Here is a 14,196-nt window from a genome sequence, read left to right as displayed (position 1 = left end):
TACTGACACCGTTTACAGCGAGCGGCCGGCAGCCGCTGGGCGTATGAAAGGACTACAGATGAGCGTGGACGGCGCGAACGAGGATCGCAACCACAACGGCACCAATCCTGGCGCCACTGACCATGCCGCCGGGGATACGGCCGCCTACCCGCCGGCCGGGTATCGGTACGGCAACGGCACGTCAGATGCAGGGACCGGTGCGAGCGGCGCTCCCGGCGGCGCCAGTACTTCCGGTAGCGCCTCCTCCGCCAGTACCACACCGGGTAATGGAAGCGGCACCTACTACGGCAGCGGGTACGGCAACGGCACCGCGTACGGCTCAACCACCGGCGCCTACTCCGCCGCAGGCTCAAGCCCGTATTACAACAGCACCACGTACGGCACGGGTGGGGCCAGCGCCAACGGCACGAGCGGCACTACCTACGGCGGGTCCACGAACGGCTACGGCACCTACTATGGCAGCGGGTACTATCAGCAGACTCCCGGCACCAACGGCTCGGCAGCGGGCGGGTACCCGTCGTCGAACTACTACAGTTATCCGGCCAGTCCCGCGGTCAAGCAGCGCAAGAAGCACTCCCTCGGGTTGGGATGGGCCTCCGTTTTCATCGTGCTGGCGCTTATCCTCGGTGCGCTGGGTGGCGCCGGCGTATCCGCACTGGACCATCGCTCCCAGGTGCAGTCCCTCCAGAACCAGATCACCCAGCTGGAAAACCAGAGTCAGAACAACTCGGGTAACGGCCTCACCAACCCGTACATGCCCTCGCCGCAGCAGAGCGAAACGCCGGATTCCTCGGGGAACGCCAGCTCCGATCCGGTCAACGAGGGCACGCGCGTGGACAATGCACCGGGCGTGGTACTCATCAACGTGTCCGAACTGGCCGGCGTGGGCGCAGGCACCGGCATGGTGCTCACCTCGGACGGACAGGTGCTCACCAACTATCACGTGGTGCAGGGCTCCTCGGAGGTCACGGTCACGGTAGCCTCCACCGGCAAGCAGTACACGGCCACGGTGGTGGGCCACGATGAAACGCACGATATTGCGCTGCTGCAGCTGCAGAACGCGTCCGGCCTTGAAACCGTGAGTATTGCCTCGTCCGCCGCCTCCAAGGGTGACAAAATCTCGGTGCTCGGTAACTCCGAGGGCCAGGGCTACCTCTCCAAGCTGACCGGCACCGTCACCGCCACGAATGAAAGCATCCTTATCAGTGATGAAACCGGTGGAGATCCCACCTGGCTGCGGGGCCTCATCGAGACAGATGCGGACGTGGTGCCCGGCTACTCCGGCGGCCCCATGTTTAATTCGGACGGCGAAGTGGTGGGCATGAACTCCGCGGCCTCCGTGGGCGAAACCTCATCCGCCGTGAACGGATACGCCATCCCGATCGAGTCCGCCATGGAGATCGTGAAAACCATCCGCGCCGGCAAGTCCACCGGGGATGTCGTGGTGGGACCGAATGCGGCCCTGGGCATCACGGTGGGCACCAGCCAGTCGGGTAATGGCGTCAGTGTCATGGCCATCGATCCGAGCTCTAACGCCTCAACGGCGGGGCTGGAGCGCGGCGACGTTATCACCGCACTGAACGGTGAGAGCGTCAACGCGGCTTCCGATCTGGCACGTAGTATCCGTGGCTTCAATATCGGCGACGAAGTAACCCTCACCGTTGAGAAGCAGACCACCGGCGCCACCGAAACGATCAAGGTGAAGCTGGTGGAATCCACCGTTAACTAGCGGTTGAAACGAAGAGGGCGGTGCCGAGCGGCACCGCCTTTTTCGCGCCCGGACGGCGCGAGCTTGCATACATGCTGTCAGCCGTATAGGCCCACAGCTGCTCCACCGAGTCCAGTTGCCGTCTGGATCGGCGCATCCCCCTACACTTAAACCCCGAGGAGGCAACATGCTTGAACAGATCACGGACCGGGTGGCATTCCACGCGGAGGGCCCGGTGTGGAGCAGCACGTGGGGCGGACTACGCTTCGTGGACATGCTGGCCGGCGCAATTCTCACCCTGCACGCCGACGGCAGCGTCACCCGCCTAGAAACCGGCGCCCACGTGGCGGCTTTTGTCCGCCCACGCACCAACGGCGGCTACGTGGTGGGCACGGACCGCGGCATCGCACTCGCGGACACCCCGGACGCCCTCCCCACGCCGGCCCTCACGCTCTGGGATGATGAGGGCATCCGCATGAACGAGGGCGGCGTGGACCCGTGGGGGTACCTCTACGCCGGTTCCATGCCGTACGTGCGCAATGAGCAAACCGCCGGTAGCGCCAAGCTCTACCGTATCTCCCCCACCCTCGAGGTGAGCGTGACACTACCGCACGTAACGACGTCGAACGGGATCGCTTTCTCCCCGGACCGCACCCGCGCCTACTACAACGACACCACCACGCGCTACACGGACGTATTTGACGTGACCGGGGACGGCATGCTCACGAACCGGCGCCACTTCCACGACGGCATGGGCGGCAGCCCGGATGGCCTCACGGTGGACAGTGCCGGCAACGTGTGGGTGGCGCTCAATCATCTGGGCCGCGCGGTGCTGTATTCGCCGGAGGGCGAGGTGCTGGACGTCCAGGAGACGGGCGCTCCGGGCAGTACAGCGGTGACGCTCGGCGGTGAGGATGGGCGCGATTTGTTTGTGACGGTGTCGCGGGAAACCGACGACGTCGCTGGCGCCGGCGCCGTGTGGCACGGCCGGGTGGATGTTCCAGGGCAGGAAACCGCCGCGTTCGCGGGGTAAAAGGCGGACCTGCCGGGCGAGCGACGTGGCGGCCCGGCCGGCACGCGCTGAACGGGGCCGCGCGGGTCCGACGTATGGGCCACATAGGCGTTCGCCGCGATCCGAACACCGGCGCGGGCTGCGGCCCTAGTTCAGCCGGTTTTCCACCGGGGTGCCGTTGAGCACGGCCAGAGCGTTACGCACAATCAGCGCCTCCGCGTCCACCGGCCGGCCACCCGCCACGTGCGGGCTGATGATCGTGGCCGCATCCCACAGCGGGGAGTCTGCCGGAAGCGGCTCGGGCGAGGTGACATCCAGCGCGGCGCCGGCAATGGAGCCGGCACACAGGGCCGCCGCCAGCGCCTCCTGATCCACCGTGGAGCCGCGCCCCACGTTGACCACGAACGCGCGCCGCGGAAGCAAATCCAGCGCGGCCGCATCAAGGAAGTGCTCCGTGTCCGGCTGGGAGGGCAGGATCATGATGAGCACGTCCGTGCCACGCAGTACGTCCGCTGCCTCGTCCGTGAGGTGCCCCGGCGTGCCGGCCGGGAATACCTCCACGCTGCCCTCCGTGCGGCGAGAATGCGCCAGGCCCGCCACATGGGCACCGAGCGCCTCAAGCACCGGCGCCAAACGCCGCCCAATGTGCCCGTACCCCCAGATGGTCACCGAGGCATCGATGAGCGTATTAACCATGCCCTTCGGGTGGAGCACCTGCGGCCCAACGGTCCCCTCCTTGTCCCAGCGGTGGGCACGCTGCGCCTCCAGCAACGCGGGAACTCGGCGGAGCAGCGCCAGCGTGAGGGCCAGCGCGTGCTCGGTCACGGTGGCGTCATGGAGACCGTTCCCCGCGGCCAAGGCCACGTTCGGGCCGGCGGCCGCCTGGCGAGCATGATCCCCGCCGGCTGCCAGTGACTGCACCAGTTTCAACCGGGGCAGGGAGCCGGCCTGCACCGGCATCATCTCGGCCGGGTTACCCCAGGCAACAAGGACCTCGGCATCGTGATGCTCAGCGGGGATGGGCGCCGCAACATCGTACGTAACGAAATCCAGGCCCGGCGTGGGCGGCATGTCCAGGTCCAGGCTGTTCGGAATGAGTACCTTCATGGCGCCGCTTACTTGTCGGTGGGTTTGATGAAGGGGAAGAGGATGGTGTCGCGGATGCCGAGGCCGGTCATGGCGGTGAGGAGTCGGTCGATGCCCATGCCCATGCCGCCGGTGGGTGGGAAGCCTTGTTCCATGGCCTGGAGGAAGCCCTCATCCAGCTGCATGGCTTCCGGATCCCCGTTTGCTGCTTCCAGGGATTGGGCCTCGAAACGCTGCCGCTGGATTACGGGGTCAGCCAGCTCCGAATAGGCGGTAGCCAGTTCCATGCCCCGCACGTACAGGTCCCACTTCTCCGTGAGCCCCGGCTTGGACCGGTGCGGGCGAGTAAGCGGGGAAGTATCCTCCGGGAAATCAAACACGAAGGTGGGCTCCCACAGGTCATCCCCGGCCAGTTCCTCGAATAATTCCTCCACGATCTTGCCGGGCACCCAGTAGTCCGCCACCGTAATACCATGCGCCTCGGCGGCTGCTACTAGTTTCTCCCTAGGGGTGTCCACGGTGATCTCCTCACCCAGCTTCTCCGACACGGTCGTGTACAGGTCAATCCGCTTCCACTCGCCGCCCAGCTCGTAGTCGGTCCCGTCGGCCAGCGTCACATGGGTGGTACCCAGCGCGTCCAGGGTGGCCTGCTGCACCAGGTTACGAGTCAGGTCCGCCATCGCGTAGTAATCCGCATACGCCTCATACGACTCCAGGGAGGTGAACTCAGGCGAATGCGTGGAATCCGCCCCCTCGTTACGGAACTCACGGCCAATCTCAAACACGCGGTCAATACCACCCACCACCGCACGCTTCAAATACAGTTCAGTGGCAATACGGAGATACAGATCCTCGTCATACGCGTTCGAATGCGTCACAAACGGACGCGCCTGCGCCCCACCATGAATCAACTGCAGGATCGGCGTCTCAATCTCCGTATAGCCACGCCCCTCATAATTATCCCGCAGCGACTTCATCACCGCGCTCCGGACCCGCACCATCTCCCGGGCCGCCGGCCGGGTAATCAAATCCAGGTGCCGCAGCCGCACCCGCGACTCCTCCGAGAGAGATACATCCTCCCCCGCCTCATTCGTATACGTCTTGGGCAGCGGACGAATCGCCTTCGACGCCATCCGCCACTCCCGCGCAAACACGGACAACTCCCCGCGCTTGGAAGCACCCACATAGCCGCGCACGAACACGAAATCACCCAGGTCCACGTCCGTCTTAAAACGGTCGAGTTCCTCCCGACCCACATTCGCCAGGGAGAGAAGCACCTGGAGCCGGCACCCGTCCCCCGCCTGCAACGTGGCAAACGCGATCTTCCCGCCCGTGCGATACAGCATCACACGGCCAGCCAGCGCCACCTCCGTGTCCGTGAGTTCCACACCGGCCTCAATACCCGCGTACTCCTCACGCACCGCACCAATCGTCGTCGTCACCGGCACGCTCACCGGATACGGCTCACGCCCCTCACCCAACAACCGCGCCCGCTTCTCCAAACGCACCCGAACCTGTTCCGGAACATCCCCACCCAAAGTCATCACCCATAAAGAATAACGGTTACGCCGGCGCCGCGTGATCACGGCCGCCACGCGGAGCCCCGGGAGTGGGTGTGGGATTGGTTGCGACGACGCCGCCCTCCCCTACTAGTCCTCCAGCGCCTGGCGCACGGCCTCGGCCGCGTGGTCGCCGAGCAGGCGCCGGCGGTTCGCCCGTTCCGCGGTAGCGCGGGACAGCGCGCGGTAACTGGGCAGAATGTCGCCGTCATCCCCGGTGGCGGCAAGCCCGCGCAGCGAGAGGAGGTCGTCACGGATTGCCGCCGTGTCGCCGAGAGCGGCTGGGCCGGTGAGGCGTGCCTCGCCACCGCGCCGCGCGCCCTCCACCGCACTATCTATCAGCGTGGCCAGCATCCCGGCCGGATCTGTCACACCCGCCGCAGCCAGCATGCGCTGCGCCTGTGTGAGCACGGTGGCCAGGTGAGAGGACGCGTGCGTGAGCGCGGCGTGGTAGAGCGGGCGATCCTCCTCCTCGATCACCACTGGCTCACCGCCCATCTCCGCCGCCATTGCCTGGGCGATCGGCAGGTAGAGAGACGCGCCCGTCACGGCCATCGGGCAGCCCTGTAGGCGGGCAATATCCAGGGAGGTGCCGGTGAATGTCATGGCCGGATGAAGCGCCAGCGGGATCGCCCCGGCCCGGGCGGCGGGGTCCAGCACGCCGGTACCGAATCGCGCCGCCGTGTGCACCACCACCTGGCCCTGCCGCCACGCGTCCAGTTTGGCGAGTCCGCCCACCAGCCCGGCCAGTTCAGAATCGGGTACCGCAAGGATCACGGCGTCCGCCGCGCCCACAATCTCCTCCGGCTCCCGCGCCGGCACTCCGGGCAACATCGCATCAAGCCGATCCCGACTATCCTCCGACGCCGCGTACGCGCCAATGATGGTGTGCCCCGCGTTCCGGAGTGCGCCGCCGAGAGCGGTGCCCACCTTTCCTGCGGAGATAATGCCGATTTTGAGCCGTCCCGGTTGCGCCATGACGTCCAGTCTACGGCCGCGGGACGCCCGGCCGGACCGCAAGTCACGTACCCCGCCGGCCGTCATCCATCATCCGCCGGCCACCATCCACCACTGGAACTGAATAAAAACCCGCCCGTCATAAAAAGCCGCCCACCGGCGTCGTGCGATGGACGGCTCTGCTCAGAAACCCGCGAGTTTACAGGCTCTTAAACACCTTGCCGGCCTGGCGCATGTTCACGCGCGCCATGTCGATGAGGTCCGAACCGCGCCCGGAAAGCACCGTGCGCAGAGCGTAGAGCGTGAAGCCCTTCATCTGCTGCACGTTGATGGTGGGCGGAATCGTCAGTTCCTGCGTGGCCGTGCGTACGTCCAGCACCGCCGGGCCGTCCCAGGCCAGGAACTCCTTCATGGTTTGCTCCAGTTCGGAGGACTTCTCCACCCGGAATCCCTTAATACCCACGGCGTTCGCCACCGCCGCGAAATTCGGGTTGTTGAGCTGGGTGCCGTAGTCAACGTAGCCGCCCTGCTTCATCTCGAGTGCCACGAAATTCAGCGACGCGTTGTCATACACCACCACCTTGATCGGCAGCTGGTGCTGATTGACGGTCACCAATTCACCCATGAGCATCGATAGCCCGCCATCGCCGCACATGGCGATCACCTGACGGCCCGGCTGAGAGGCAGCAGCGCCGATGGCCTGCGGCAGCGCGTTAGCCATAGACCCGTGTACGAAGGAACCGATAATGGACCGCTTGCCATTCGCATTCATGTACCGCGCGGCCCAGATCACCGGGGTACCCACATCGGGAATAAGGACGGCGTCGTCGTCCGCGTAGGTATCAAGAAGGCGAGAAATGTACTGCGGGTGGATGACGCTCCGGGACGGCTTGGCTAGATCATCCAGGTCCTTCGTGGCCGCGCTGTACTCATTCAGCATGCGCTTGAGGAACCGATCCGAACTGTTGGCCACCGTCTTCGCCTGGAGCAGCGGGAGCGTGTCCTTTACCGTGCCGCGCAGGGCGACGTCGACGTGGGTGCGGCGCCCGAAGTGATCACCGTTCACGTCAATCTGGATCACGGTGGCGTTCTTCGGATAGAACTGCCGATAGGGTAGATCCGCGCCCACAATGAGCAGCGTCTGGGCGTTCACCAGCGCCGTGTAGCCGGACGTGAAGCCAAGCAGGCCCGTCATGCCCACGTCGAACGGGTTATCGTAGGCGATCCACTGCTTGCCGCGCATGGTGTGCACAATCGGGGCCTGGAGGTGGCGAGCCATGGCCACCACTTCATCGTGCGCACCCTGGGCGCCCGCGCCCACCAGCATGGTGATGTTCTTCGCGCCGGACAGCGCACGCGCCGCGCGCTCCAGATCCGCATCATCCGGAATTACGTGGTAGCCGGCGGGGCGAATGGCCTCGCTGTCACCGTGAACATCGTCGAGGAACAGCTCACCCGGCACCACCAGGACGGCCACACCGTGGCGCTCAATGGCCGCGCGCATGGCGAGGCGCATGAGGCGCGGCATCTGCTCGGGGGTGGATACCATCTCGCAGTACACGGAGCACTCCTGGAACAGGTTTTCCGGGTGCGTCTCCTGGAAGTAGCCGCCGCCAATCTCCGCGTGCGGGATGTGGGCCGCGATGGCCAGCACGGGCACGCCGGACCGGTTCGCGTCATAGAGACCATTGATGAGGTGCAGGTTCCCCGGCCCGCAGGATCCGGCGCATACGGCAATGTGATCCGTGAGCGCCGCTTCCGCGCCCGCCGCAAACGCCGCCGCTTCCTCATGGCGCACGGCAAACCAGTCGATGCCATCCTGCTGGCGAATCGCCTCCGTGAAGCCGTTGAGCGAATCGCCCACAACCCCGTATACGCGCTTGACACCGCTCTTTGCGAGCGTCTCCACCATATTTTCGGCAACGTTTGCCATCTATGTCCCTCTCTGTTGACGCCGCCGGACGTCCCGCACAGCCCGCCGCGTGCCGGTCACGCGCGCACCATGTGCCTCGTCCCGCATCCGCCTGTTATGCGACCTTTATGCGTCTTATCCGGCGCAAACCCTAATAAGTGTAGTGAGAGGGGGACCAAAGGCCCAATTGAGGGAGTGTGAGAAGGGAGGCGTCTCGACGACGCCGAAGCATGGGCAGCGTTCGGCCAACCGGTGGCGGCACCATGGCGGGATCGCTCCGCTCAGGCGGGCTGAACCGTATGAAAACTCCCGAGTTGACGGAAAACTGCCGGTTTTCGGACCGAATCGGGCCCTAAACCGGGCATCCAGCGCGGTTTGAAGAGTTTTCTTACCGTTCACAGGCACCCCTGCCCCGAGTCCTACCGCTCGGGCCCCGCCCGACCGCCACCTACCGTTCGGGATGCAGGCGGTCGTCAACCGCACTAACCAGTGCGGCCAGGGCGGGCGTCGCGATTCCGCGGGCGCTGGCAGCATCCAGTACAGCCGGGCCAAGGGCATCAAATTCCGTGTGCGGCTTTCCGTCCCGTACATCTCGTGCCAGCGAGGAAAGCGAATCGCGCCCCAGCGAGCGGAGATTCGCCATAATGTCCCCCGCCGTGATCGCAGTGCCTTCGGCCTGAGCCACCGTAGCCATCTCCCGCGTCAACGCCTCGGCCAGCTCCGGTTGCTGTTCAATTGCCACACCAACACCCACACCGGTAGCGGCGGTCAGGAGCGCCATCGGTGAAAGGAATGCTAGCTTGTTCCAGAGCACCTGCGGCTCCGTACCGCCCGCGTCCACCTTCACGCCGCCGGCCCGCAGCGCCGCGGCAATCTCCCCATCCGCAAACGCGTCCGGCACCCGGATATCCGAAAACGTAGATGATTGCTTGATAACGCCCGGCGCCACCCGCTCGGAGATCACTCGGATGGACCCGGACCAGGCGACCTCCGCGAGTGCACGCACCTTTTCCGCGTGGGAGGCGCCGTTGCAGAGGGCACCCACCTCGGCGGGATGGGCCGCTCGGATTGCGTCTGCAATGGCGTCAAGCGCATAGGACTTCGTGCAGATGAGTGTGGGGGCACCCTTCATCGGCGCGGTTACGGCCGGTACCTCCACCGTGAAGTGTCCGAATTGCGCCGAATCAAGCCGGAGGCCGGCGCGATTGATCACCGCCGCCGTGGATGGGCGGGCCACCACGGCTACATCTACCCCCGCATGCGCGAGCGCGCCCGCCAGTACACCGCCAACGCCACCGGGACCATAGATATTGAGCATGCGTCCAGCCTAGCTGGCGCCGCGCGTCCTGACCTCGCGGCCCGGCCCGGCGGCCCAGCCCAACCCGCGCTAGCCCGCGACCCACCGGTACTGCGCCACGACGGCCGCCCTATCCCTTCAGCTCCATCACGCTCGAGCTCATTTCCGCCAGCCGGCGCTCCTCGGCCGCCATCGGCAGCGAGTCGGCCACACCCATGTGCCGGACCCGCACGTTCGTGGGCAGCCCGAAAATGGTCCCGAAGTTCACCGTGTCTACGCCGCACATCCGCTCCAGCGGCCCCTGGGTGAGATACATCGACTGCACGTGTCTATGCAGCACAATGCCCAGCGTCCGCGACCACAGCCAGCCGTGCCGCGTCACCACCGCGGTGGGTGTGAGCGCCACACCGGAGCGCCGCCACCCGATCGGGTCCAGCCACCGCGAGGAGCGCGGATTAGGCCGGAACCCGCCCATTGACGTGGTCCCCTCCAGCGCCTCCACCAGGAATCCGCGTGGATCGGCCACCCCGATATCGCCCAGCACCACGTGCAACAGCCGGAGCACATCCTCCAGTTTCCCGGCCGGCATCTCGATCACGTGGGACGGCGCCTTTTTCTCCTGAATCGTGCTCGCTACCAGCACGGTGGCGCTCCACCACCCAAACGGCCGCCAGAAATTCGGCTGCTCCACGATGACGGCGTGAACGGCACCCAGCGGAACGGTCACCGTGGTCCGGTCCAGCAGTCCGCGCGTGAGCCGCACGTTGCGCCCGCTCACGCTCATGACGGTTCCCCACGAAATCGACAGGTTCTTCAGGACGCGCAGCAGCATCGGCCCCACCAGCAGCACGATGGCCAGCACGGTCTGTCCGCTCACCACGCTTCCGATGCACAGCGCAAGCCCCCGTCAACGCGAGCAGGATGGTATGCGGGTGGAAGAACGACGACGCCGCCAGCCGTCCCGGGGAGAGGCGGTAGAAGGGTTCGGGTTCCGGGGTTTGAGGCGGGAGTGCCCCGGTGGCGGGTGCAACGGCGCTGGACACCTCGCCCGCAGCCGGTGCCGGAGTATTCAGCACGCCGATACCTGTAGCCACGTCGGTGGCACGGTCCCCCGCCGCGCCCGCAGCCTGTGTGCTCAGCACCTGACTGCCAGCTTCCGTGCCGGCGGGGTCGCCGGCACCGGAGTGCATTGTGGCAGCAGTAGCGCCACTCGGGGCGGGTACCGGACGGGCGCTGCGGGCGGCGTCGTCGCCAGGAGCACCGGTCCACCTTCCCGCGGAACCTTTGGCGGCAAGGCGCGCGAGGATTTCCGCGCGGAGCTGCCGGCATTCATTCTCCCGTAGCAGGCCGATGGTGACGCTTGATTCTTTACCGCCGGCACCCGAAACGCTCACACGTGCCAGGCCAAATAGGCGAGGGAGGAGCGGCTCCTGGATCTCCACGCCGTGCACACGATTCCATGCCAGTGAACGGTGCTTCTTGATGATCACGCCGGAGCGAAAATGGACGCCGGAATCCGCGAGCGCGAACCGCATCTGGCTCCAGATCAGCCAGGCGCCGCCGAATGACACCACACCGACCACAAGCAGGATTCCCGCCACCGTGAGGAGCATGAGGCCGGATACGCGCGAAACGGCGGCCCACAAGGTCCCGAGGGAGCCCATCAGGCGATCGTTTTGAAGAATTTCGCTAACAATAAGCGCCACCACCGCCCACGCCCAGCTGCCCACGGTGAACCACGGCGTCGCGCGGCTGACACGCCGCCATTCCTTGGCTGGGATGTCCCGGGACGATAGCGCACCGGAGGACATTACACACCCTCCATGTGGGCCACGCCGCGGGCCAGAATGGCCTCGCGCATGCGTTCGGCATCCTCACGCTTGAGGCCGGCCACCGCCCCTTTATCCCCCATCGCCGCCGTATCCGCCGAGAGTTTGACGAGCCCATAGTGGGCATAGAGCGGACCGGCGTCAATGTTGACGGACTGGATGCGGCCGAGGGGCACAATGTCCACCCGCCGAAACATGATGCCGCGGCACACGAGGAATTCGCGATCGGTCATGGCGTACCCGTAGGCGGACACCTGTCGGCCCACCAGCCACATCGCCCATGCGCCGAGCGCCACGGTGGCGGCGAGGCCGATATAACCGGTAATCCGCCAGCCAGAATCGCCCAGTCCAATCGCCAGCAGGGCGGCCGCAAGCAGAAACGCGAGATTAATGAGCCAGTGAATACGGCGGATGGTCACTAGTTTCGGGTCAACGCGCGTGAAAGCCGTGTCCGGAGCAAGCGGTGAGGTGATCACCGTTCAAGTATGCGTGAGCGTACCCGGCTCCGCCACCGAACAGCTAGTCACCGCTGCCCGTTTGGCTCCGCGGCTTCCCCTCTCTGCCGCCGGACTACTAAGCGGCCACACCGCGGGGGCTGGGCGGGGTGACGGGCGCGGCGTCGTCGTCAATTTCGCACCAGTGCTCCACCAGGAGGGCCACCGCGAATAGCGCCGCAGCCGCGAGCGTGAGTAAGCCGAGCGCCAGGGACTGACTGCGATTAAAAGTAGTGACCAGCGCCACCAGATACGCCACCGTCCAGATCCCAGCGAGCGGGATGAGGAACGCGCTGATGCGATCACACGCCACGGCAAAAAGCGCCACCCGCGCGGCGCCCAGCGGCGTAATCGCGGCCCGGCTCCCCGATTTCCGCTTTTTCACGCGCCAGCCCGCCGCCACCAGGCCGATCGCCACTAACACGATGGGAAGCCACATGAATGCGGGCAGCGGCACGGGGTGGCGCACCAGCGGCCCCATGGTAACCAGTGCCAGCACGACGCCGGCCAGCGCCCACAGCCCCCTCCGCGCCCATGCTTTCATCGCGCACCGCCATTGACCGTCGGTGCACCCGTAGCTGTTCGCACGGTGTCGGCCACGTCCAGCACGCCCACGCGTTCAATGCGCTGCTCCCCATCTGCCCGCAGCGCGGCGATTCGCTCCGCGATCGGCACGCCACCAACAACGGCGCCCGGTTCCAGCTCCGCCCACGGTTCAAGCACGAACAGACGCTCCGAGGCGCGCGGATGCGGCAGCACCAGGCGCCGGAAATCCGAGGTGACGCCCTCCACGTCCTCAATATCCAGATCCAGCAGCCGCGCACCCCAGTGCTCCCGCCGCACACGGCCGCCGCGCACCTCAATGGCCCCGAGCTCCGCCAGTAGATCCAGCGGCGCCAGCGCCGTTTCAAGCGTGAGTACCGCATTTGCGTAGTCAGGTTGCGGCGCCTGCCCGGGCGCAAGTACCGGCGCCGAACGATAAAGGTGGGAGACGCCGGTCACGGCAACATCGAGAGCAGCGATCTGCCGCGTCGCCCACGCGAGCGCGCCGGGCGCATCCCCCAGATTCGCCCCCAGGCCCACTACCACGCGCCGAATTGTGCCGGCCTCCAGGAGCGGTGACCAGCGTTTAATGTGGACGACGACGTCGTCAAACGGCAGCCCCAGGGGCGCCTCCGGTTTGTGGACACTCACCTCCACCCCGAGGGCGCCGCGCCGAAGCACACGCGTAGCGATTTCTTCCGCGAGCGTTTCAATGAGATTCCGCGGACGCTCGGCGAGCACGGCCCGGGCGTCCCGTGCCACGTCCGAGTAGGAGACGGTGGCACTCAGGGCGTCGGTAGCGGCGGCCAGCCGCGTATCCGTGAGCGCGGTAACGTCCGCGACAAAGGGGTGGGTTTCATGCTTTTCCTGCGGGTGGACGCCATGGCTAGCCGCCGCCCTCACCCCGCGTACGGTGATGCGGTCCAGTTCGGTGCGGTCGAAACACGCCACTAGCTCTCCTCCTTGACGGTACCGGCTTCTTCATTACCGGCTCGCCTGATGCGCTCCTGCTCGAGGCGCGCCACCGTTTCCACGGCCGCGCGGGAGGCAGCCACGTTATGGACGCGCACACCCCACACCCCGTGCTCGGCGAAGTAGGTGGAGAACGCAGCCGTGGCGGCGTCGCGCTGCGGCGCCGGCGCCCCATTACTCACCTCACTCAGGAAGCCCTTCCGGGACACCCCGACGAGCGTGCGCCCAAGCGACAAGAACTCGTCAATTCGCGCCGCGAGTTCCCAGTCTTGCGGCGCCATTTTGGCAAACCCAAACCCGGGATCCACGATGATTTTCTCCCGCGCCACGCCGGCTGCCACCGCGCGTGCAACGGCGTCGGCCACCTCGCTCCGTACCTCCGCGGCGACGTCGTGGTAGGTGGCCAGGCTGGTCATGGTACGTGCGTTTCCGCGCCCATGCTGGAGAATGTAGGTGACCCCGGCCGCCGCCACTGTGGCGAACATGTCCGGATCCCCGGCGCCGGTGGTGACGTCATTAATGATGCTGGCGCCGGCCGCCACCGCTCGCCGCGCCGTTTCAGCGTGGTATGTATCCACGGAGAGGGGAATCTCGCCTGCCAGCTCGGCGATAACCGGGCCAATACGGTGCCATTCCTCCGCGGGACTCACTGGTGTGGCGTCCGGGCGAGTGGATTCGCCACCAATATCCAAGATATCCGCGCCCGCCGCAATAAGTGCGCGGCCATGGGCGATGGCGGCGTCGGCCCCGAGCCAGCGCCCACCATCCGAAAACGAATCAGGGGTGACATTGACAATCCCCATTACTAGCGTGCGTGCCATCGCTTC

General features: G+C 66.2%; 12 protein-coding genes and 1 pseudogene. 2 read left to right on the top strand and 11 right to left on the bottom strand.

Annotation, left to right across the window (positions count from 1 at the left end; genetic code table 11):
- Positions 1–58 precede the first annotated feature (58 nt).
- The gene (locus EIH27_RS00475) at positions 59–1,729 is read left to right on the top strand and encodes a S1C family serine protease (RefSeq protein WP_124038993.1); all 1,671 of its coding nucleotides are present in this window, start codon (positions 59–61) and stop codon (positions 1,727–1,729) included.
- A gap of 166 nt (positions 1,730–1,895) precedes the next feature.
- Entirely contained in the window at positions 1,896–2,741 is an 846-nt protein-coding gene (locus EIH27_RS00470) for an SMP-30/gluconolactonase/LRE family protein (protein WP_124038992.1), read from the top strand.
- Between the two features lie 126 nt (positions 2,742–2,867).
- Here the strand turns inward: EIH27_RS00470 and EIH27_RS00465 are convergent, their stop codons facing one another.
- The 11 genes and pseudogenes from EIH27_RS00465 to folP all read right to left on the bottom strand — a co-directional run bounded on the left by EIH27_RS00465 (position 2,868) and on the right by folP (position 14,190).
- Positions 2,868–3,827 carry an NAD(P)-dependent oxidoreductase gene (locus EIH27_RS00465; RefSeq protein WP_124038991.1) on the bottom strand — a complete coding sequence of 320 codons (960 nt, stop codon included), beginning with the start codon at positions 3,825–3,827 and terminating at the stop codon, positions 2,868–2,870.
- Between the two features lie 8 nt (positions 3,828–3,835).
- Positions 3,836–5,350 carry a lysine--tRNA ligase gene (gene lysS, locus EIH27_RS00460; RefSeq protein WP_124040056.1) on the bottom strand — a complete coding sequence of 505 codons (1,515 nt, stop codon included), beginning with the start codon at positions 5,348–5,350 and terminating at the stop codon, positions 3,836–3,838.
- 105 nt (positions 5,351–5,455) lie between these two features.
- Positions 5,456–6,343, bottom strand: coding sequence for a Rossmann-like and DUF2520 domain-containing protein (locus EIH27_RS00455; RefSeq protein WP_124038990.1), 888 nt, complete (start codon positions 6,341–6,343; stop codon positions 5,456–5,458).
- A 178-nt stretch (positions 6,344–6,521) separates the two neighbouring features.
- The gene (gene poxB / locus EIH27_RS00450; protein ID WP_124038989.1) at positions 6,522–8,255 is read right to left on the bottom strand and encodes a ubiquinone-dependent pyruvate dehydrogenase; all 1,734 of its coding nucleotides are present in this window, start codon (positions 8,253–8,255) and stop codon (positions 6,522–6,524) included.
- 427 nt (positions 8,256–8,682) lie between these two features.
- Positions 8,683–9,552: a ketopantoate reductase family protein gene (locus EIH27_RS00445; protein WP_124038988.1), complete on the bottom strand. Its 870-nt coding sequence runs from the start codon at positions 9,550–9,552 to the stop codon at positions 8,683–8,685.
- 109 nt (positions 9,553–9,661) lie between these two features.
- Positions 9,662–10,408 carry a PH domain-containing protein gene (locus EIH27_RS00440; RefSeq protein ID WP_124038987.1) on the bottom strand — a complete coding sequence of 249 codons (747 nt, stop codon included), beginning with the start codon at positions 10,406–10,408 and terminating at the stop codon, positions 9,662–9,664.
- Between the two features lie 439 nt (positions 10,409–10,847).
- A pseudogene (locus EIH27_RS08105) lies at positions 10,848–11,066 on the bottom strand (PH domain-containing protein); the annotation flags it as partial.
- A gap of 275 nt (positions 11,067–11,341) precedes the next feature.
- Complete coding sequence (locus EIH27_RS00430) at positions 11,342–11,836, bottom strand: PH domain-containing protein (RefSeq protein WP_124038986.1); 495 nt, start codon at positions 11,834–11,836, stop codon at positions 11,342–11,344.
- A gap of 97 nt (positions 11,837–11,933) precedes the next feature.
- The gene (locus tag EIH27_RS00425) at positions 11,934–12,398 is read right to left on the bottom strand and encodes a DUF3180 family protein (RefSeq protein ID WP_124038985.1); all 465 of its coding nucleotides are present in this window, start codon (positions 12,396–12,398) and stop codon (positions 11,934–11,936) included.
- Positions 12,395–13,348, bottom strand: a complete 954-nt coding sequence (gene folK, locus EIH27_RS00420) for a 2-amino-4-hydroxy-6-hydroxymethyldihydropteridine diphosphokinase (RefSeq protein WP_124038984.1) — start codon at positions 13,346–13,348, stop codon at positions 12,395–12,397. The genes EIH27_RS00425 and folK overlap by 4 nt, the downstream gene beginning before the upstream one ends.
- Positions 13,348–14,190: a dihydropteroate synthase gene (gene folP, locus EIH27_RS00415; protein WP_241152912.1), complete on the bottom strand. Its 843-nt coding sequence runs from the start codon at positions 14,188–14,190 to the stop codon at positions 13,348–13,350. Before folP ends, folK begins: the two co-directional genes overlap by 1 nt.
- Positions 14,191–14,196 lie beyond the last annotated feature (6 nt).

The organism is Neoactinobaculum massilliense, from assembly GCF_900604955.1.
Lineage (GTDB): Bacteria > Actinomycetota > Actinomycetes > Actinomycetales > Actinomycetaceae > Neoactinobaculum > Neoactinobaculum massilliense.
This window is presented reverse-complemented; position numbering and strand designations above follow the sequence as displayed.